We start from the raw sequence: 19,611 nt of genomic DNA on the forward strand, positions 1-19,611 counted from the left end.
GTCTGCCGTCCAACCGGGACCGAATACGCCTGCCGCCGTGCTCAGGGGAGCCGCCGTGGGGTCCTTGAGCGTTGTCAATGTGCGTCCGATCGATAGCCCGCCCAGCGATGACACGGCCGAAGCATCAGTCTCAGAGACCTGCAGGTCGCCGGTAAGGAGCGACAACGCCCCCGGTCCTACATCGGTCGCCGCTGAGGCGTACCCGAACGATGCTGGCGCATAGGTGAGGTTCCAGGCGGTCGCGCAAAGCGGCGATGGGTCGCTGGAACCCGTGGAATAGCAGGCGCGGGCCTGCAAACTTCGTCCACTCTGGTAATCCGCGCCAAGGGTCCCGGACACGTCCCATGTGTACGGTGCGAACTCCGCTGCGCTCCCCGTTCCGACCGCCTGGACCGGCCAAGAGCCAGGCTGAGCATTGGTCGAGTCCCTCACGTTCACGAGTGGTACGTCGTTCCAAAGACCACTCGTCCCTTCCCGATACTGGTACCTGACCCAGGTCCGCGAAGCCGCCAACCCGACACTGGAGGCCTTTAGCGTGACTTTCTTTTGAGTGATCGACTGACCACCCACAACAACCGCATCAGATGCCGCGAACCACCCTTGCAGTTGAATGAAGATCGAGATCGGCTGAGAGGAGTTGTTGTAGACATTGATCCTTCCCTCGGAGCCGACGCCAATAGTGGTCGAGGTCGACCGATACGAGGTCTCAGGGAAGACGAGAGAGGTCACATTCGGAAGGGGGAATCCGTCCGGCCACATCGAGACGTTGCCGGCGCCGCCGACATTGGCCTGATGCACGACGACGCTTGCCGCAACAGCGTTCACCCCCGAGCCGTTCACCGGAACCCCGCCAACCCCCGCGATGCTGTACGTGGCAGTGGTGTGAGCGGCGATCGTCTTGTTGTTCACAAGCCAGGAGTCCGCCGGGGTGAAGGTACCGGCGGCGTAGTCGTTGTCGGTGGCGGTGTAGAAGCCGACGATGTCAGCCACCATGTCCGCGGTGCCGGTCGTTGGAGTGAAGGTCAAGGTGACCTTCATCTTCCCGTCGGCAGACAACGGGACTACCGCGCCCAACGTGGTGTTCGCCGACGCCATGAAGTTCAAACCAGCGCCAGCCCCCGAGACATCTGCCGCATTCCCGTGAATCTGCCCGGCTGCGGTGGAGCCGTTGATGACGGTGAAGTTCACAAACACAGCCGACGCACCCATCGGAACCCCGCTCGCGGGGAGTCCATTCGAGCCGCTCGCCACCTGAACGGTCACGGGCACGTTGTTCGTCAACTTCGCCTGGGGCACCCCGTTGCCGTACCGCGAGTCGGCCACTCGGTAGGGCGTCAACGACGGGACGAAGCCGCCGGGCGCTGTGGATCCGGCCGTGAAGTAGCCCTGGGCGCCGATGATGACATCGATGCCCCAGTCGGCCTGAATGTCGAACTTGCCGGATCCAGAGAGTTTGATGACGACGGTGTTTGACATCCAGCCGGGCTTGTTGAACAGCATGGCGGTCCAGCCGGCCTGGCCGCTTCCCGTGGGGCGCACATAGATGTGCCCGTCGACTGTGACTGATGGAACGATCATGACGACCTGGACGGCGGAGACTCCGGTTGAGGGGATCCCGCCAACCCCCTCGACTGAGACCGTCCGCCAGGTACCGGCCACCAAGGAGCCGCCTGACCCAGCGGACCTGGTGTCGAGCAGTTGCGTCTGGTACGGCACGAAGACGCCGCCCGAGCCCGGGTCTGTGTCCGCCGCCGCCGGCGGCACGAGCGATGGTGCGGCCAGCGTCACGATCTGCAGTCCGGCCGCGACCAGCACCGCGATCACGGCGGAGATGAACGCGCGAGCACACCTTGAAACGATCATCGGGACCCCTTCCGGGTTACGGCCCCTTCGCGGCGCCTCGACAAAAGGCAAAGTGCCAGACTGTCCCGCTAGTGCAACAGGCTTCGGGCCGATTCGGGACCAATGTCCCGCCACGCGGGCTGCCGTCAAGGGCGAACGGGCGAATTTGGGGTGCAATGCGGGAATGTTGGGCGCACGCACGGCCAGTGGGTGTCAACCTGCGTGTGCGTGCGGCCCCAGGACGTCGGTTCTGAACCCGTCTCGATCAGGTACACACGCGCCAGATCGCCAATGCAGCGATCACCACGAAGAAGTTGGCGACCGGCTCGGTCACCAGCAGCAAGATCGCGACTGGTTCGGTCTCCGCGGCGAAACTGGCCACCGGCTCTGTCGGCGCTGCCAAGCTCGACACCGCGACACGGAGCAGCATCGTCCCGCCGTGGGGCACCATCCCCAAGGGCAGGTTGGTCACCGGAACCTTCGGCAGCGAAGGGCCCTCTGACGGCTCGCAGGTGATACAGGTCCTCACGCTGCCTGCCAAGGCACCCGTCGTTCTCACCGCTGCGAACCTGGCATTCGGAACCGACGTGAGCATCCCTGGCGATCCCCGCTGCGCCGGCGACTCGACCGCACCCAACCCCGCGTCCGGCGTGTTCTGCGTCTACTTCTACAACCGCAAGGGCCTCAGCAAGCCCTACCTTCAGCCCTATGACATCTTGGGCGGGACCCGGTCAGTGTTCATGTACGCCGACCCCAGTGTGGCCGTCGGCTCCGACGTCATGTGGTGGGGCGTGTTCGCCTACCAGGCGCCCTGACCTGGAACTGAAGGCTGTCGTTCTCACCGCGACACACTGCGCGGGCCGCGCGCCCTTGCTTCCTGGAGTGCAGTGATCCCAGACTCGCACCATGACGCACGAAGGCAGAGCCCATCGGCGCAGCCCGGCCGCTTCCCGATGAGCATGGACGAGGTGGCGATCGGACTCGTGTCGGCTCCGGGTGTGGCCACTGAGATCGCATCGTTGCTCGCCGACGACCTGCACGCCGAGCTGAGTCTGCACGTGCCCACCGTCCAATGGCGGGTGTCCACCGTGGTCGACGCCCTCGTGTCTCCACCTTCGGACGACGCAGCGCTGGTCGCCGCCGCACGGCACCGGCTCTTGAAGGAAGGATGGGACCTGGTCGTCTGTCTGACCGATCTGCCGCTGAAGGTTCGCCGGAGACCGGTCGTGGCTCACGCGAGTCCACTGCAGAGCGCCGCTGTCGTGTGCCTCCCGGCGCTCGGTGCCATCGGGCTGCGTCGACGCACCCGTGACACGGTCGTCGGGCTGGTGCGCACCTTACTCGGGGACACGGCGGATCGCGCCCTCTCGGGTGGTATCGCGGGTCTCGGGCGCCGCGCCAACGAGCTCGGAAGGAGCCAGCAGCGGGACGGAGACGGCAGCGTCATGTTCACCGCGCGAGTCCTCAGCGGGAACCTGCGACTACTCATCGGAATGATCCGAGCCAACCAGCCGTGGAGACTGGCGATCGGGCTCTCGGGAGCGCTGACCGCCGCTCTGGCAGCTGGGGTGTTCGCCCTCGTCACCCCCGACATCTGGCACCTGAGCGCCGCGCTCGACTGGATCCGGCTCTCGGCGATCGCAATGGGGTCTGTCGTCGGGATCACGATCGCCCTGATCGCGGGGGCCGGTCTGTGGGAGCACACGTCGCATCCGGTCGTTCGCAAGCAGGTGACCCTCTTCAACCTGGCTACCACCGCAACGGTCGTTCTCGGTGTCCTCTTCCTCTACGCGGCACTGCTCGTGCTCGCACTGCTGACCTCACCGGTTCTGGTGCCGACACACCTGCTCGGTGAGGGCGTCGGGCACGCCGCGGGAGTCGGCGACTACCTGAAGCTGGCGTGGCTCACCAGCTCTCTGGCAACACTGGGCGGCGCCCTCGGGGCCGGTCTGGAGAGCGACGATGCAGTCCGGGCGGCCGCCTACACCCACCGGCAGGAGTCGCGCCAGAGCATGCGCGAGGAGCGACCGGAGTCACCGCCGTACTCCCCGGAGTGACCTCGCGCAGCCAGCTATCAACTCGGACTTGCTGACGACCGCTGGGCCTCCCTCGTGAGCGCGTCGGCCAGTGCGGAGAACTCTTCGCGTGGGAAGCGCCGGAGCTCGGCGGCCAGTGTGCTTGTCTGCGTCTTGATCCTCGCGAGGTACGTGGTGTCGGCGACGGTGACCTGACGGGCGATCCGCGAAAGGATCCGCTTCGCGATTCGACTACTCATCGTCGGCATCGTCTGGTCCTTGATGTTGCTGGCGTGCTCCCGGACCGCTCGGTCGATCTGGGTCTTGATGGTCGCGAACGGTGTCTCTCGGGCGCCGATGAGAGTCGTCCACGTCGCGGCGTACTCCCGTAGTGCTGCGTTCTTCGAGGTGGCGAGCGACGCCAGGGTCTTCCTGCACGCGGCGGCTCGTTCCTGAGCGGCCACCCGTGCCTCGGCGGCCGCCAGCAGGCCGTCCGCTTGGCCTCAGGCGTCGCCGACGTCGAAGGCGTCGGGGCAGACGTGAGCCGATAGCCGGTAGTCGGAGAGGGCGTCGTAGTGGGAGTCTTGAAACCGGTTCCACGTCGTGGCGGCCGCCGTCATCTCGTCGTACGTGTCTCTGAGGTCCCCGTCCTGAAGGACGCTCGTTGCGCCCAACTGCTTGATTCGATCGTCGCGCTCGGCTTCGAGCTTGTGCAGGTTCGCCAGCCCGCTGGCAACGTTGCTAGGGGATTGCGTCGCTGCCTTCGCGGCGGTCGCCTGGTAGACGCCTTCCGCATGGATCAACGTCGCGTACGCCTCGGCCATCGCACGGTACGCCTTCGACGCTTCGGCGAGATCCTGAGCTCCCCGGCTGACGCCGGGGGTGCGTGAACCGGTTGGCGACGATGTCGCGCCGGCTCGATGGCCCTCGACCTGCGATGCGGTGTCGCCGCAGCCGACGAGAATGCCGGTCACCAGCGCCGTGCAGCCGACAAGCGAGGTCCATCGTGCGACGCCGGAAGGATGCCTCCGTGCCGAAGCGAGCATCGTCATCGCTGCGTTCCCTCCCGCAAGCCAGCACCGGTCGCACACGGGCGGCGGCCGACCGACCACGGACGTGGTCGTACGAGAGACGTAGGTCTCCCCACGTTCGTTACTGCCTTCTCGCAGAAACGCCACCGGGTGAGCGTCGGCGCGGTCCCATGTTGTGCCCGACGGCCGCCGCGTCGCGCCCTGGGCCTTCGAGGACGACCTGATCGGCGAGTCGCTCGGTTTCCTCCAGCAGGCCGACCGAGACCATGCCGCTTCCGGCCCCGCGCCCGCCCCGCTGGACATCGACTCCGATTCCTCCGCACTCGTCATGCTGGCACTCGCCGACGGTGGGACTTTGACGCGCTCGCCAGCGCCGCTGCTATCGGGCCAGCCTCCTCGGAGTCTGACCGCAGCGAACGTCCACGTTTCTGATGAGGCCGCCGCTGTCCTCGCGAGGACACACGACCTCGGTAGGTCGGTCCGCTTGCCGACTCACTCCTTCACGGCTGCCGCGAGGCGATCAACAGGCTCGCGTCGTCGTCGCCTGCAGACAGGCAGCTGACCGCAAGTGGTCTCAACTGGCTTGCGAGCCGTGATCGAGATCGCCCGTTCAGACCAGTTCACGACCACGCCGCCATGGGCTCCGCGTAGCTGCGCCGGTCCTCGGCGACTGCGCCGACGCGGTCCTCCAGGCGTCGGGCCTCGACGACGGCCTCGGACGAAGGGCCGCGGCCCGCTCTCAGCCGCGCATCTGTGCCCTCGGTCCGACGAGAGGTTCTCAGCCCGCCGCAGGCGCGGTCGTGGCGGGCGTGCCCTGGCCTGTCGAGTCCGGCGCGGCCGCCGGGTCGGGAGCGGGAGCCGGGTCCGGCGCAGGCGCCGGGTTCGGCGCGGGGTCCGGAGCCGGTGCAGGGTCAGGCGCGGGAGCGGGGTCGGGAGCCGGTGCCGGGTCGGGCGCAGGAGCGGGCGCCGGGTCCGGTGCAGGTGCCGGGTCGGGCGCAGGAGCGGGCGCCGGGTCCGGTGCAGGCGCCGGGTCAGGCGCCGGCGCCGGGTGAGGAGCGGGCGCTGGGTCGGGTGTGGACGCAGGCGTCGCGGCGGTGCCGCCTGTGGCGTGCCCCGGCGCAGCCGCGTGCTGTGCCGCGTGGTGGCCGTGGTGGCCGTGGTGGCCGTGGTGGCCGTGGCGGTGACCGGCATGACGGCCCCCCGTCGACGGGGACGCGCTTTCCTGGTCCGCGGCAGGCGTCGGCGCGGACTCATTCGTCAGCGACACGGCGGGCACGAACGCACCCACGGGGCCGGTCAGCGCGCTGGTGGGTGGCAGATCCGAGGAGCGGTAGGCGTCGGCGGTGCCGAGGACGGTCTCGACGTACGACGCGCTGTGGTTGTAGCGCAGGACGGCGGCCGTCTGCCCGGCGAGGGTGGCGAGGTCGTCGGGACCCGAGCAGAGGTAGACCGCCGCGGCCAGGGCGGCGTCGTCGATGTCCTGGGGGTTTCGTTGGCCGTCGCCGTCGGCGTCGACGCCGATGGTCGACCAGGTCGAGGGGATGATCTGCATGGGGCCGACGGCGTGGTCGAAGCTCGTGTCCCCGTCGTAGAGCCCACCGTCGGTGTCGCGGACCAGGCCGACGCCCTTGCCGTCGAGCGCCGGGCCGACGATGGCCGGTGTGGCGACCCCGTCGGCGTTCAGCTCGCTGCCGTGCGCACGGCCGTGGTCGGACTCGACGCGCCCGATCGCGGCCAGCAGCGGCCAGGCGAGATGGCAGGAGGTGTCCGCCTCGTTGATGACGTAGGTGGCACGCTGGTAGGCGGCCAGCGCTGCCGGCGGGATCGCCGTCGCGTTGGCGGTCGCCACGATGTCCGCCGCCGGCTCGGCCGTCAGGCCCGGCGCAGCGGGCAACGGCGTCGCAGCCACCGTGAGCGGCGCGTCGTACGTCGTGTCATACGGCGCGCTGGCGGTGTCGTCCACCGTTGTCGGGACCTGGAAGTCGTCCGGGACCATGGCCATGGCGGCCGATCCATAGACGGTCAAGGCGCCCGTGATCAGCGTCAGCGAGACGAGTCGCGTCGTCCGCCTGCGTCGAGCAGGTCGTGTGTCCATCCTGTGCTGTCCTCCCACGCACAGCAAGGTGACATCCGGAAGCGACACGCGGAGCCGAATGGGAACGTTTGACTAATTCGGTGGGTGTCGGCCCACGTTCGGGCCATCCGAGCACCCCCCATGTGGTATTGGCCACATCCCCGGCTGGCCCATGCCGGTGCATCGACGAGGCCTCGCGCCTAGCTCGGTCGGCCGTCGGCAGGTTCGGTAGCGCGCGGTCTGGTGGCATTCTGATCAACAGGGGCAGGACAGGGCTGCCCGGGGAGATGACACATGATCGGCAAGCCCGCGAGGGTCGCGATCGCCCTGGTGATCGCAGTGCCGACCGCCGTGCTGGCTGCGTGCGCCGCCACCAGCTCGACCAGTGGGAGCACCGCGTGGTCACTGGTGGCGCTGGGAGACTCGGTGCCGGCCGGCACCGCGTGCGACTGCACGCCGTACCCGCAGCTCAGCGCTCCCGAGCTGGCGCCCTCGGGATCACCGGCCACCACTCGGAACGACGCGGTGGGCGGATACACCACCGTCGACGTGCTCGACCAGCTGAGCGGAGGAGGCGAGGTCGCCAGCGACGTCGCCGGCGCTCATGTGGTGGAGGTTCAGGTCGGTGCGAACGACGTGCTCTACTCCAGCTCGTGCGGCGCCGTGGCGGCCTGCTACGAACCACAGGTCCCAGGGGTGGCGGCCAACCTGCGCGCCATCGTGGAGCGGCTGCACGAGCTGGGGAAGGGGCGCACCCTGGTCGTGCTGCTCGACTACTGGAGCGTCTGGCTGGGCGGGACATACGCCACCGAGCAGGGGCAGGCCTACGTCGACGCCGCCGCCACGGTCACGTCCCAGATCAACACCACGATCCGAGAGGTCGCCACCGAGACCGGCTCGGCGTACATCGATCTGCGCGCAGCCTTCAAGGGTCCCGACTATCAGTACGACGAGACGCACTATCTGGCCTCTGACGGCGAACACCCGAACGCCGCGGGACATCAGCAGATCGCGTCGGCGGTCGTGGACGTCGTGAACGCGCGGTGAGACTCAGTCGGCACGCGCTGGCCGGCCACGTCCGCGTCGCTCGGGCTCATCCGGGATCGCGTCGGATGCCACCTGCGCCCAGAGCCGAACCTGCTCAGGGGTGACGGCATGCCCGGCCTCGGTGATCGACTGACGGATGCGACGGCGCTGGTAGTCGGAGAAGCCCGCCCAGATGCCGTCCGCCTCGCGGTTGATCACGCTCGTGATGAGGCAGTCGACCCACACGGGACAGGTGGCGCACACGGCTCGCGCGCGGGTTCGGCCGGTCGCGGCTGTCTCGAAGAAGATCTCAGGGTCGCTGTCGACACACGCGGCGCGGGCTCGCCAGCCACGGTCCGTTCTCGTCGTCGAGGCGCCCTCCGCCCGGCTCACGGCCCGACCAGGGACGCGCGCCGTGGTCGTCGCGGTGTACACCGGTTGGAACGGCCGTCGGGGCGGCGTGGTGGGGACGGCTGCTGACACGGGCTGACCTCGGATGCGGAGCGGGGCATTTCCTTCGAGACGTCGGAGCCGGGTCGGTCGTGACGCCGGGCGGCCAGACCATCCTCAACAGGCGGCAGCGTGGTCCTCCACACTCCGGTGAGCTGCGGCGAGCGCCTTGTGAGCACGATGGAGCAAGGCCGCCGCGGCATTGGGCTTGAGGCCCAGCAGCTCGGCGACCTCGCTCGTCGAGTAGCCCTCGACCGCCCGGAGCCACAGCGCGTGTCGGTGCCGAGGGGAGAGCCGTTCGACGACCGTCCGGAGCAGGTCGGCGTCGTCGACCGACACAGTGGGGTCCGCCACTGCGCCGCCCGTCGACGGGTGGGCCTCGATGACCGTCTCGAGGCTCACGAGGCGCGCCCTCTGTCGAAGCGAGTCGACGAACCCATTCCGGACGGCCCTCAGCAGATAGGAGGGGAAGGAGTCGATCTCGTGCCCGCTGGCGAGACGCTGCCAGGTCTTGAGGAAGGCGTCCGCGACCACGTCCTCGCTGTTCGCCGCTCCGCGGGAGAGCTGACGAGCATGACCGAGCGCGAGCGCGGCATGGCGTCGATAGAGCTCGGCGACGGCCGCGCCGTGGCGGTCGCGTCCCTCGCGGATGGCGTGACAGAGCTCGGCGTCGGCGAGCTCTGCCTCATGATCTGGGCACCCTCCCGCGAGTTGGACGAAGGGGGCAGCGCTGATCAGCGCCGCATGGCGTTGCGACATGTCGAATCTCCCGTTGAAGCGCTCCCAGGAAGGGCTGCCTCATGACGGTAGAAACCCCATGCGTCAGCAGAAAGCCGCATCGCGCAGGCGATCTAGCCGCTTCGCGCGGGTCAGCTCGGGTCGGCGTGGCGGGCCGCCTCAGCCAGGCGCCGACGGGTCGGAGCGGCCCTTGGCGGGCTCCCCGGTGGCGATGGCCTCGAAGTAGCGCAGCATCTCGACCGGGAAGGGCAGCACAAGTGTGGAGTTCTTCTCCGCCGCGACCTCGACCATGGTCTGCAGCAGGCGCAGCTGGAGCGCGGCCGGCGTGCGGGACATCGCGTCCGCCGCCTCGGCGAGCTTCCTCGATGCCTGGAACTCGCCGTCTGCGGTGATGATGCGCGACCGCCGCTCCCGCTCGGCCTCCGCCTGGCGCGACATCGACCGCTTCATCGACTCGGGCAGCTCGACGTCCTTGATCTCGACGCGGTCGATCTCGATGCCCCACGGCACGGCGGGGCTGTCGAGCATGATCTCGAGGCCCTGGTTGAGGTTCTCGCGGTTGCACAGCAGGTCGTCGAGCTCGCTCTTGCCGATGATGGACCGCAAGGACGTCTGTGCTACCTGGGCGATCGCGTAGGAGTAGTCCTGCACCTCGATGACGGCCCGCACGGGGTCGATCACCCGGTAGTACACGACGGCGTCGACTCGCACCGTCACGTTGTCGCGCGTGATGCCGTCCTGGGCCGGGACCGTCATGGTCACGACCTGCATGTTCACGCGCTTGAGCCGGTCGACGAGCGGGATGAGCGCGGTGAGGCCGGGCTCACGGACCTCGGGCAGGACGCGGCCGAGCCGCAGCACCACCCCGCGCTCGATCTGCTTGATCACCCGAGCGCTGGCCGCCGCGACCACCAGCCCGAGCACGACGACGGCCACCACGATCGCCAGCACCATGTCCACGGCGCCTCCCGCAGGGAAGAAGTTCACTCCCAGCGTACGTCGGCCTCACAGCGAGGGTCAGAGACCAGAGCTCTCGGCCCCGATCGTGGTGTCGTCGCCGTGTCCGGTGTGGACCACCGTGTCGTCGGGAAGCTCGAAGAGCCGTGCCCGGATCGACTCGCGGATGAGGTCGGCGTCGGAGTAGGAGCGTCCGGTCGCACCAGGACCGCCGTTGAAGAGCGTGTCGCCGGTGAAGACGCAGCCCAGGTCGGGGGCGTAGAGGCAGACCGCGCCTGGGGCGTGTCCAGGCGTGTGGAGCACCTCCAGCGTGGTGCCGCCGACCACGATGCTCTGACCGTCGGTCAGGTCGTCATCCCAGCGTCGGGCGGGATGGGTGAGCTGCCACAGCGGCTCGTCGTCGGGGTGCAGCAGGATCGGAGCGCCGGTCCGAACGCTGAGGTCCGGGGCGACGCGGACGTGGTCGTCATGGGCGTGGGTGCACACGATCGCCGTGACCCGCCGCTCCCCCACCACCGCCAGGATCCCGGCGACGTCGTGCGGGGCGTCGATGACCACGCACTCGGCGTCGTCACCGACCACCCACACGTTGTTGTCGACCTCGAACCTCTGCCCGTCCAGGCTGAAGGTCCCCGTGGTGACGCCGTGATCCACCCGCACCGATCCGGCAGATCCCGTCACAGGATCACCACGCTGCGCAGCACGGTCTCCCCCGCAGGCGCGTGGTGCATCTTCTCGAACGCCGCCTCGACATCGCCGATGCCGATCTCCTCGGTCACGAACGCGTCCAGGTCCAACCGACCCTGCTGATAGAGGTCGATCAGCATCGGGAAGTCCCGGCTGGGCAGGCAGTCGCCATACCACGACGACTTCAGTGCCCCACCACGACCGAAGACGTCGATCAACGGCAGGTCGGGCACCTTCATGTCCGGGGTCGGCACCCCGACCAGCACCACGGTGCCGGCCAGGTCGCGGGCATAGAACGCCTGCTTCCACGTCTCCGGACGCCCCACCGCCTCGATCACGACGTCCGCGCCCTCGGCACCCTCATAGGTCTGCGCGCAGATCCGCTTGATCTCCGCCACCGGGTCCAGCCCCGACGACGCCGAGGAGTCGACCGTGTGGGTCGCGCCCAGCTCCTTCGCCTTGGCCAGCTTGGCCGCGTCGATGTCGACCGCGATGATCGGGGACGCTCCGGCCAGTGCCGACCCGGCGATCGCCGCCACCCCGACCCCACCGCAGCCGATCACCGCCACCGACCTGCCACGCGTCACCGCGCCGGTGTTGATCGCTGCGCCCAGCCCGGCCATCACTCCACAGCCCAGCAGGCCGGCCGCCGCCGGACGCGCCGACGGGTCGACCTTGGTGCACTGCCCCGCTGCCACCAGGGTCTTCTCCGCGAACGCCCCGATCCCCAGCGCGGGTGAGAGCTCGGTCCCAGCCCCAGGACCCTCAGCCAGCGTCATCCTCTGAGTGGCGTTGTGGGTGTTGAAGCAGTACTGCGGCTCGCCGCGCCTGCAGGCTCGGCACTCACCACACACGGCCCTCCAGTTGAGGATCACGAAGTCCCCCGGCGCCACAGCGCTCACATCGGGACCGACGGCCTCCACGATCCCAGCGGCCTCATGGCCCAGCAGGAACGGGAAGTCGTCGTTGATCCCACCCTCGCGGTAGTGCAGGTCGGTGTGACACACCCCGCAGGCCTGCACCTGGACGACGGCCTCGCCCGGACCGGGGTCGGGCACGTTGATCGTCACCACCTCCACCGGCTTCCCACGCTCGAGGGCGACGACCGCACGGACCTGCTGCATGTGGACACTCCTTCGGTGTTGAGCCAGGGACGAGACGAGTGTCCGCCGAGGCCGCGGACGTCCCTCGTCTGCTCCGACCAACGTAGCGGCACACAGGCGGGCTCCCGGCGCGGGTGTCCCCTCAGCGCCGGCCGGCCTCGCGCTCGAGTCGGAGCGCGAGCGCCGGACACGCGGCCACCGCCCGACGTGCGTGCCGCACCGCATGCGCCGGGACGCTCGGATCCGTGATGACGGGAAAGCCGTCGCGATCTGACGCCACGTGCTCGGGCAGGAGGAGCGAGCACATCGCGTGGCCGTCGCACCTGGTCCAGTCGACCTCGAGCCTCATCGTCGCCCGCCTCCCACCGGGAGGACACCGAGGTAGGGGCGCCCGCAGCCACGCCCTCCGGCATGCGCGGCGATCTCCTCCGCCATGGCGGCTAGCGCGCTGCCGACGAACGCAGCCGTGCCGTCCGGGTGGGCGCACGCCCCGCGCCTGGCCATGCCGCGCAGCCTGGCCGTCACCTCCGGAGCGGCTCGACCGGCGACGAGCGCTCCCACGTCCTGCGCGACCGCGTAGGTGCCGAACAGGCACGGACCGCACTGTCCGACCGACTGGTCCGCCAGCCACGACGCGACGGCCGCGACCTCCGCGAGCGGGCAGGCCTCCCGCGGGAGGCGCGCGACAACGCCGGCGTTGAGCGGTGCTCCCGCAGCGCGCAGCTCCGGACGGCTCACCTGCAACCCACGGATGTCGGTGACCCAATGACCGTGGTAGCCGCCGATCAGCACCGGTGCGCCGCGATCCGCCTCGTGGAGCAGGGCCTCGAGCGGGAGACCCGTCGGCACCTCGAGGACGCCGGGATGAGGCACGTCGCCCAGCAGGGTCAGCAACGTCGTGCCAGGCTCGCTCCGGTCCCCGACGGCGGCGTACTCCCGCACGCCGAGGGAGACGAGCACGGCGATCTGCGCGAACGTCTCGACGTTGCTCGCGAACGTCGGGTGGCCGTGCAGACCTCGGACGGTCGGCAAGGTACGCCGGCCCGGCGGGACCGCTGCGCCTCCGTCGAGCCCGTCGAGCACCGCCCGGACCTCGCCCGCGACGAACCGGGCGGGCTGCAGCCGCACCCGTACCGATTCGGGGTACGGCTCGTGGCGGCGCCTCTCCTCGAGTGCGTCCTTCAGCGAGGCACGGGCACGGGCGTCGTGCACGGCGATCGTGATGCGGCGGGTCTGCAGCGCACGGGCGACAACGAGAGCGCCGTCGAGGACCAAGTGGGGCGCGTAGGTCATGAGCGTGCGGTCCTTGCGGCTCGCCGGCTCGCTCTCGGAGCCGTTCACCACCACCTCGACGCCGCGTCCGGTCGGCATCGCCGCCAGCTTCGTCGCCACCGGGAAGGCGGCGCCGCCGCGACCGAGCAGCCGCACGCTCTCCGCCTCGCGCACCAGCGCGTCCCGTGTCCGGTGCTGCTGCACTCCGTGCATCGATCGGTGCATCCGAAGGTTGGCACGTCCCGTGTGAACGACACCGGCCAGCAGCCGTGCGGAGCCGAAGGCAGCCGGTGCATCCGGCATCTGAAGGGTCGTCATGACGTCCTTCCCGTTCCGATCATGGAGTGCTGCCGACCCTGCCGGCGGAGCAGATGTCGCCAACCGGCGAGCGGGGCGGCGGCGTGCTCCTCCTCGGCGGAGAGGCGTGTCCAGACGGCGGCAGTCACGGCCAGCGTGGAGCCGCCGTACAGGCACCAGGCCCACCAGCGCATCGAGTCCGTGCCCGCGAGGAGGCCGTGACCGACGGCGAGTGGCCAGGCGGCGTAGGCGAGGGCGTGCACCGGTCGCCACCACCGCACTGCGCGGGGGGAGCCGGCCAACCGTCCGCGCGCCGCACCAGTGAGGGCGACGACAGCGAAGCAGTACAGCGCCAGCGTGCCCAGGCCGACCGCGATGCCGCGGTATCCGGCCGTGAAGGGCACCAGTGCGCCCGGCACTGAGATGGCGACGTGGCTGTCGAGCACGAGGAGCACGGCATGGAGCCCGAGAAGGGCCAGCGTCACCACGGCGGCGGACCGGTGAGCGAGCTGCAGGACCAGGCGCGACTCCCGTCTCCGCAGCCGCGTCGACGGTGACGAACCCGCGGTCGTCGCGCCGAGGCACACGGCGGCCGTCGCGCCGATGAGGGCCATGAAGCCGGCGGCGCGTGCCAGGAACCACCACGTCATGCCGCACTCTCCTCCGCCGGCCAGCCCGACGTGCGCAGGACGGTGCCGGCCTGGTCGACGAGACGCGCAGAGATGCTCGCCAGCTCGAGGTAGGCCTGCGCCGCGGCACCCCAGACCAGCGCGGCGGTGCTGTAGGCGTTGGCGAGCGTGCAGCTGGGCGCCCAGACCGACGCCGTGCGGATGGGTCCCTCAGCCGGCACGCCCGAGCTCGGGTCGATGATGTGGTGTGCAGGACCGGAGGCGGTGCTCCAGCGGCGGGCCACCGTGGACGACGTGGCCAGGCCGCCGTAGACCAGCGCGATCACCTGCCCGGGCCCGTCGGCGACCTCCGCGACACGCACGTGCCACGGGGCGTCAGATCCTCCGGCGACTGCCACGTCGCCGCCGATCTCGACCATGGCCGGGCGCCGGTGCTTGGCCGCGACACGGCGCGCCGCCTCGTCGGCCGTCCATGCCTTCGCCGTCGCTCCGAGGTCGAGCCGGTGCCCGCGTGCCACGCCCACGCGGCCGAGGGTGCGGTCGACCACGACGTGACGCCAGTCGGCCGGTGCGGGGTCGTCGAGGACGCGACCGCGCCGGTCCGGCGCGGCACGGACCTCGTCGATGTCGGCGTCGTAGCCCCACGCCACCAGATGACGGCCGATCGTCGGGTCGACCGCGCCATCGGTCCGGCGGGCGGCATCGAGCGCAGTCTCGACGAGCTGGAGCGCGAGCGGCCCGACGGGCAGCAGTCGGGGGGCTGCGTCGTTGACGCGCTCCAACTCGGAGTCGTGCCGGAACCGGCTGGCCGCCCGCGCCACGTCGTCCATCAGCCGGCCGACCATCACCGCCGCGTCGTCCGCGACGTCGTCCGGGGTGGTGTCATCCTGGCCGACCACGACCCTGACCTTGCAGGACCAGTCGCGCCACTCGCGGGCGGTCATGATGCGTTCGACCCGCCTTGTGGCTGGCTGCTCGACGGCGCCGGCGCCACGCCGGAGCCGCCGCTCGACGAGCCCGAACCTGACTGGGTCGAGCCCGAGGAGCCGGAGGAGCCCGAGGAGCCCGAGGAGCCCGAGGAGCCCGAGGAGCCTGACGACCCTGACGAGCCGGAGGACTTCGACGACGAGCCGACGCCGGTCTGGGCGCCGCTCTTGCCGGAGAGGCTGGACCTGCCGGCTCCGCCTGTGGTGCTCTGCCCGGTCTGCCCGGTGTGCGCCGTGCCGGTCTGCGCGGTGGCGTGCGATGCCGCGGCCGTGAGGCCGGCCGTCCCCGCGGCCGCCGTCACGATGATCCCGACGGTGGCGAAGCGGGCCCGGCGGAGGATGGTGCGGCGAGGGTTCTCGGTCATGAAGCTACCGTCCCTCGACCGGGCTCAGACGAACCGGAACCGGCTCTCAAATCGACGTCAAATCATGCTGTGCCGGGGCAATGGGCCGGGGCAATGGGCCGGGGCCATGGGCGGACGGCTCCCGCGGCCGCCAGACCGCTCAGGGACGCCCGAGCAGGAGCGTGACGACGGTCCAGTCGTCCTCGCGGCGCACGTCCAGCCGGCCCCCGCTCGCCTCCGCGCAACTGCGCGCGATGTCGAGCCCTAGCCCCGTCGAGCCGCGGTCGCTGCGGCCGCGGTGGACGCCGCCCTCGGGGATGCCGGGGCCTCGGTCGCGCACCTCGAGACGGACCAGGTCGCGCGAGTGCAGGCCGGGATCGACCAGCACCACCGAGATCGCGGCTCCCTCGGGCGTGTGCGCGATGCAGTTCTCCAGCAGCGCGTCAACGGCGGCACGCAGATCGTCGCCGGCGCTCCGCACCGGCACCGGGTGATCGGGCACCTCCAGCGTCGTCGAACGGCCCTGGTCCTCGGCGAGCGGACGCCAGAAGTCGACCTGGTCGCGGAGCACCGCGGCCGCGTCGCAACGCGGCCGGACGCCCTCGCGCTCGGGACGCCGCGCCGCCCGGATGACGGCCGTCAGGGTCCGCTCGAGGTGATCGAGGTGCGCGTCCAGCTCGTCGGTGCGCTCCGAGGCCGGGAGCGCCTCGACATCGAGGCGGACGGCGGTCAGCGGCGTGCGGAGTCGGTGCGAGAGGTCCGCGACGGTCTCCCGCTCGGCGGCCAGCAGGTCGCCGATCCGCCCGGCGAGACGGTTGAGGGCGGCCGAGACGCGGCGCACCTCCGAGGCGACGCCCTCCTCCGGCGCCCGAGCCGACAGGTCGCCCTCACCCAAGCGGTCAGCGACCGCTGCGGTGCGGTCCAGGTCGCGGACGAGCCGTCGCGCGACGACCTCGGCCGCGCCCGCGGCGAGCAGGAGGAGCGCAAGAGCAGCGGCGGCAAGCCAGAGCAGCCGATCGACCGCCCGCGAGCGCTCGTCGCTCGCTGAGCTGAAGGCGAGGACCGTCACCGGGCCGTTGGAGGTGGTCGCCCGCACGCTGACCAGCTGGCCTCCCGCGACCTCGTGAACCTCCGGCTCCGAGACCGGCATGAGCCCGGAGTCGTCGGCACTGCCGCCGCCGTCTTCGTCGCCGTCGGCGTCCTGTCGGGTGGGCGCCGGGTGGGGGTCGATCCGGGCGCCGGCAGGGAGTGACGCCCCGACGTGCGATCCGTCAGGGAGGACGACGGTGACGATCGCCCGCTCGTTGCGGTCGTTGAGCCGGTCGACGTACGCCGCCAGGACCTTGCTGCCCGTCGGGCCGGTGCTCACGTAGTCGGCCACTCCACGGGCCACCGCGGAGGCCCCTTCGCGGCTCTCCTCGCTGGCGGCGTGGTCGAGCAGCAGCCACAGCGGGATCGCGAAGAGCACCATCACGCTCGCCGTGGCGCCGACGGTGAGCAGGAGGATGCGCTGACGCAGGCTCATCGCCGCGCTCACGGGGCGTCGGGGGCGGTGAGCTTGACCCCGACCCCGCGCACGCTGATCAGGTAGCGCGGCTCAGCCGCCGTCTCCCCGAGCTTGCGGCGCAGCCACGAGAGATGCACGTCGACGGTCCGGTCGGCACCGCCCCACGGCATCTGCCAGACCTCGGCGAGCAGCTGGCGCTTCGTGACGACCTCGCCGGCCCGAGAGGCGAGCGCGAAGAGGAGGTCGAACTCCTTGCGGTTGAGGGTCAGCTCGCGGTCCTCCAGCCGCGCCGTGCGCGAGACCGGGTCGATCACGAGATCGCCGACGACGACGCGGGGGTCCTCGCGGACAGAGGGCGTCGTACGCCGCAGGACGGCCCGCACCCGCGCGAGCACCTGCGCCGCGGAGAACGGCTTGATCAGGTAGTCGTCGGCGCCGGCGTCGAGCAGACGGACGATCTCGCGCTCGTCGTCACGCGCGGTGGCCACCACGACGGGCAGGTCGCTGCTGGCGCGGATGAGCGCCAGCACGTCGGCGCCGTCGAGGTCGGGCAGCCCGAGGTCGAGGACCACGGCGTCCGGGCGTTCGGTGCTCACCGCCTTGATCGCCTCCACAGCGGTGGAGACCGGCACCACGGTGGCACCGTGCTCGGTGAGGCCGCGAGCGAGCGTGCGCCTGATGTCGGGGTCGTCCTCGACGAGCAACAGCCGCACCATGCCCGCCACGCTACTGCTCTCAGCCGTCTGAGCTCCCCGAACCGCTGCCGGTGTCGGCCCAGGCGGCCTTGGCTCCACTGTGACCGATCCGTGCGACCTGCACTCCGGTGCCGACCGCCGCGAGCAGGGCGAGCAGGCCGACGGCGACCGCGAGCCCGCGCAACCGGTCGTGGCCCTCGGCGCCGGGGCCACGCACGGGCCGACGCCTCCCCAGCCACCACTGGGCGGCGGCGAGGACGAAGAGGACGATCGTGAAGCCGATGAGCTGGTCACCGAGCTCGGCGTGCTGCTCGATGAGCGAGTTGTGCGGCAGCGAGCGCTCGAGGTTCTCGCCGGTCGAAGTGGAGAGAGGTGTCAGCACCAGCGCGACGAGGCTCAGCAGCGCGGGCAGCGGTCCTGCCCAGCGGCGGAAGCGCGGCGCCAGCACGGCGGCCGCGACGGCGAGCGCCGCGAGCGGCACGAAGACGACGGTGGCGTGGACGATCAGGGGGTGCAGGGGCAGGCCGAAGATCGTGGACGGCATCAGGTTCCTCTCATGGGGGACGGTCGTCGTCATCCTCGCGTGCCGCGGTCAACACCGAGGACAACGCAACATCAAATGCAACTCAAATCCGACGAAGGCCTGGCGAAGCGGCGGACCTTCGGCTCTGCTGTTCCACTCGCGTGCGCGCTAGACCGGAGTCGAGAGAGGACGAGCACCAGACCTCGAGGGAGGCCGGACCATGAGCCAACAGCGAGCGTTGCCGTCCCCCCTGCCGCCGTTCGAGCCCGGCGGTGACTTCCATCTGGGTGCCGAGGAGGAGATCATCCTCGTCGATCGCGACGGCTGTTTGACCGACGCCGACGTGGCCCTGCCCCGACTCACCTCATGGTCGAGCCCGGCGGGTCGGTTCTCGCCGGAGATCTACTCCTGCCAGGTGGAGTTCGGGACTCCGGTCGTCGCTACTGCTGACGAGCTCGTGCGGAGCCTCGCCTACGGCCGGCGGCGGGTCGCGGCGGAGGGCTTCTGCCTCCTGGCGACAGGGCTGCACCCACTCGCGGGGGTCGGCGACGTCCACTTCGTGCGCTCGGCACGATACGACGCCATCTCGGGCGAGCTGGCCGGGCTCATGCGCACCCCGACGGCGGCGTACCAGGTGCACGTGGGCCTCCCGGACGCAGCGACGATGGTGACCGCCTTCCGCGGTCTGCGCAACCAGCTCTCCCTGTTCCGCGCCCTGGCTGCCGGATCTCCCTTCTGGCACGGGCGGGACTCCGGGCTCGCCTCGACACGAGCCGGGATCATGTGGTCCTATCCACGAGTCGGCGTGCCACCGGTCTTCCACAGCTTCGACGAGTACGCCACAACCGTTCACGAGCACATCACCGCAGCCGGCGTCCCCGACTACACCTACTTGTGGTGGGATCTGCGCCCGCAGCCTCGTCTGGGCACCATCGAGGTCCGAGTGATGGACTCCGTGCCCTCGCTCGAGCTGGCCGGCGGCCTCGCCGCCCTGGCGCAGGGGCTCGCGAGGCATGCGGTCGAACGACACTCGGTCACCGACCTGCCGGACATCGTGCTGCGCGAGAACGACTTCCGCGCGGCACGGTTCGGCCTCGACGCGTCGATCACGGACGTCGACGGCTGCCAGCGCCCGATCCGGGACGTCGCCCGAGAGGCGATCGCGCAGGCTCGCGGTGCGCTCGGCCCGGGATCCGCGGACGCGCTCGACACCTTGTCGGCCGCACTGACCTCCGAGTGCGAGAGCGAGCGACAGCGCCGCTTGGTCCGGCGCGGCGGCTTCGGCCTCCTTCTCGACGACCTGGCACACCGAACCCTCGCGGCGTGTCCAAACCCACGACTCCCGGCACTGGTCTGACGGCGTCGCCATCACGCGAGCGCAGAACCTGACTGCCCGAGACCAACTGCCGCGGGACCAGGGCCTTTCGGCCGTGCC

22 protein-coding genes are annotated in these 19,611 nt (G+C 70.5%); 4 read left to right on the plus strand and 18 right to left on the minus strand.

All coding sequences use genetic code 11. The features are described 5' to 3' along the window. Together ACYQ1K_RS20405 and ACYQ1K_RS20410 are read right to left on the minus strand one after the other, a co-directional pair. Window positions 1-1,863, minus strand: a 1,863-nt coding sequence (locus tag ACYQ1K_RS20405) for a hypothetical protein (protein WP_459985095.1), incomplete at its 3' end; no start/stop codon positions are given. Window positions 1,864-2,107: 244 nt separating this feature from the next. Further along, the gene (locus ACYQ1K_RS20410) at window positions 2,108-2,314 is read right to left on the minus strand and encodes a hypothetical protein (protein ID WP_459985096.1); all 207 of its coding nucleotides are present in this window, start codon (window positions 2,312-2,314) and stop codon (window positions 2,108-2,110) included. A gap of 115 nt (window positions 2,315-2,429) precedes the next feature. On the opposite strand from ACYQ1K_RS20410, the gene ACYQ1K_RS20415 reads away from it, so the two are divergent. Further along, window positions 2,430-2,657, plus strand: a complete 228-nt coding sequence (locus ACYQ1K_RS20415; RefSeq protein ID WP_459985097.1) for a hypothetical protein — start codon at window positions 2,430-2,432, stop codon at window positions 2,655-2,657. 144 nt (window positions 2,658-2,801) lie between these two features. After that, window positions 2,802-3,899: a hypothetical protein gene (locus ACYQ1K_RS20420; RefSeq protein WP_459985183.1), complete on the plus strand. Its 1,098-nt coding sequence runs from the start codon at window positions 2,802-2,804 to the stop codon at window positions 3,897-3,899. A gap of 17 nt (window positions 3,900-3,916) precedes the next feature. Here the strand turns inward: ACYQ1K_RS20420 and ACYQ1K_RS20425 are convergent, their stop codons facing one another. From ACYQ1K_RS20425 to ACYQ1K_RS20435, 3 genes are all read right to left on the minus strand, one after another. Then, complete coding sequence (locus ACYQ1K_RS20425; RefSeq protein WP_459985098.1) at window positions 3,917-4,321, minus strand: hypothetical protein; 405 nt, start codon at window positions 4,319-4,321, stop codon at window positions 3,917-3,919. A gap of 39 nt (window positions 4,322-4,360) precedes the next feature. After that, window positions 4,361-4,909, minus strand: a complete 549-nt coding sequence (locus ACYQ1K_RS20430; RefSeq protein ID WP_459985099.1) for a hypothetical protein — start codon at window positions 4,907-4,909, stop codon at window positions 4,361-4,363. A 757-nt stretch (window positions 4,910-5,666) separates the two neighbouring features. Next, window positions 5,667-6,983: a lytic murein transglycosylase gene (locus ACYQ1K_RS20435; RefSeq protein WP_459985100.1), complete on the minus strand. Its 1,317-nt coding sequence runs from the start codon at window positions 6,981-6,983 to the stop codon at window positions 5,667-5,669. 273 nt (window positions 6,984-7,256) lie between these two features. On the opposite strand from ACYQ1K_RS20435, the gene ACYQ1K_RS20440 reads away from it, so the two are divergent. After that, on the plus strand, window positions 7,257-8,009 hold the full coding sequence (locus ACYQ1K_RS20440; RefSeq protein ID WP_459985101.1) for an SGNH/GDSL hydrolase family protein: 753 nt from the start codon (window positions 7,257-7,259) through the stop codon (window positions 8,007-8,009). Between the two features lie 3 nt (window positions 8,010-8,012). Here the strand turns inward: ACYQ1K_RS20440 and ACYQ1K_RS20445 are convergent, their stop codons facing one another. From ACYQ1K_RS20445 to ACYQ1K_RS20505, 13 genes are all read right to left on the minus strand, one after another. Next, complete coding sequence (locus ACYQ1K_RS20445; protein ID WP_459985102.1) at window positions 8,013-8,471, minus strand: WhiB family transcriptional regulator; 459 nt, start codon at window positions 8,469-8,471, stop codon at window positions 8,013-8,015. A gap of 84 nt (window positions 8,472-8,555) precedes the next feature. Continuing rightward, window positions 8,556-9,197 carry an RNA polymerase sigma factor gene (locus ACYQ1K_RS20450; protein ID WP_459985103.1) on the minus strand — a complete coding sequence of 214 codons (642 nt, stop codon included), beginning with the start codon at window positions 9,195-9,197 and terminating at the stop codon, window positions 8,556-8,558. A 138-nt stretch (window positions 9,198-9,335) separates the two neighbouring features. Next, entirely contained in the window at window positions 9,336-10,163 is an 828-nt protein-coding gene (locus ACYQ1K_RS20455) for a slipin family protein (RefSeq protein WP_459985104.1), read from the minus strand. Between the two features lie 30 nt (window positions 10,164-10,193). Then, window positions 10,194-10,814, minus strand: a complete 621-nt coding sequence (locus ACYQ1K_RS20460) for an MBL fold metallo-hydrolase (protein WP_459985105.1) — start codon at window positions 10,812-10,814, stop codon at window positions 10,194-10,196. After that, entirely contained in the window at window positions 10,811-11,944 is a 1,134-nt protein-coding gene (locus ACYQ1K_RS20465) for an S-(hydroxymethyl)mycothiol dehydrogenase (RefSeq protein ID WP_459985106.1), read from the minus strand. Before ACYQ1K_RS20465 ends, ACYQ1K_RS20460 begins: the two co-directional genes overlap by 4 nt. Before the next feature lie 121 nt (window positions 11,945-12,065). Then, a complete protein-coding gene (locus ACYQ1K_RS20470) occupies window positions 12,066-12,272 on the minus strand; it encodes a ferredoxin (RefSeq protein WP_459985107.1) in 207 nt (68 codons plus the stop codon). Further along, entirely contained in the window at window positions 12,269-13,513 is a 1,245-nt protein-coding gene (locus ACYQ1K_RS20475; protein ID WP_459985108.1) for an NADH-ubiquinone oxidoreductase-F iron-sulfur binding region domain-containing protein, read from the minus strand. Before ACYQ1K_RS20475 ends, ACYQ1K_RS20470 begins: the two co-directional genes overlap by 4 nt. Then, entirely contained in the window at window positions 13,510-14,142 is a 633-nt protein-coding gene (locus ACYQ1K_RS20480) for a hypothetical protein (protein WP_459985109.1), read from the minus strand. The genes ACYQ1K_RS20475 and ACYQ1K_RS20480 overlap by 4 nt, the downstream gene beginning before the upstream one ends. Next, window positions 14,139-15,065 carry an FAD:protein FMN transferase gene (locus tag ACYQ1K_RS20485; protein WP_459985111.1) on the minus strand — a complete coding sequence of 309 codons (927 nt, stop codon included), beginning with the start codon at window positions 15,063-15,065 and terminating at the stop codon, window positions 14,139-14,141. The genes ACYQ1K_RS20480 and ACYQ1K_RS20485 overlap by 4 nt, the downstream gene beginning before the upstream one ends. After that, window positions 15,062-15,472: a hypothetical protein gene (locus ACYQ1K_RS20490; protein WP_459985112.1), complete on the minus strand. Its 411-nt coding sequence runs from the start codon at window positions 15,470-15,472 to the stop codon at window positions 15,062-15,064. Before ACYQ1K_RS20490 ends, ACYQ1K_RS20485 begins: the two co-directional genes overlap by 4 nt. A 139-nt stretch (window positions 15,473-15,611) precedes the next feature. After that, window positions 15,612-16,976, minus strand: coding sequence for a sensor histidine kinase (locus ACYQ1K_RS20495; RefSeq protein WP_459985114.1), 1,365 nt, complete (start codon window positions 16,974-16,976; stop codon window positions 15,612-15,614). A gap of 8 nt (window positions 16,977-16,984) precedes the next feature. Continuing rightward, complete coding sequence (locus tag ACYQ1K_RS20500) at window positions 16,985-17,674, minus strand: response regulator transcription factor (protein ID WP_459985115.1); 690 nt, start codon at window positions 17,672-17,674, stop codon at window positions 16,985-16,987. A gap of 19 nt (window positions 17,675-17,693) precedes the next feature. Continuing rightward, window positions 17,694-18,197: a DUF2231 domain-containing protein gene (locus tag ACYQ1K_RS20505; RefSeq protein ID WP_459985116.1), complete on the minus strand. Its 504-nt coding sequence runs from the start codon at window positions 18,195-18,197 to the stop codon at window positions 17,694-17,696. Between the two features lie 199 nt (window positions 18,198-18,396). On the opposite strand from ACYQ1K_RS20505, the gene ACYQ1K_RS20510 reads away from it, so the two are divergent. After that, window positions 18,397-19,533 carry a carboxylate-amine ligase gene (locus tag ACYQ1K_RS20510; RefSeq protein ID WP_459985117.1) on the plus strand — a complete coding sequence of 379 codons (1,137 nt, stop codon included), beginning with the start codon at window positions 18,397-18,399 and terminating at the stop codon, window positions 19,531-19,533. Window positions 19,534-19,611: the final 78 nt, after the last annotated feature.

The organism is Nocardioides sp. AN3, from assembly GCF_054653495.1.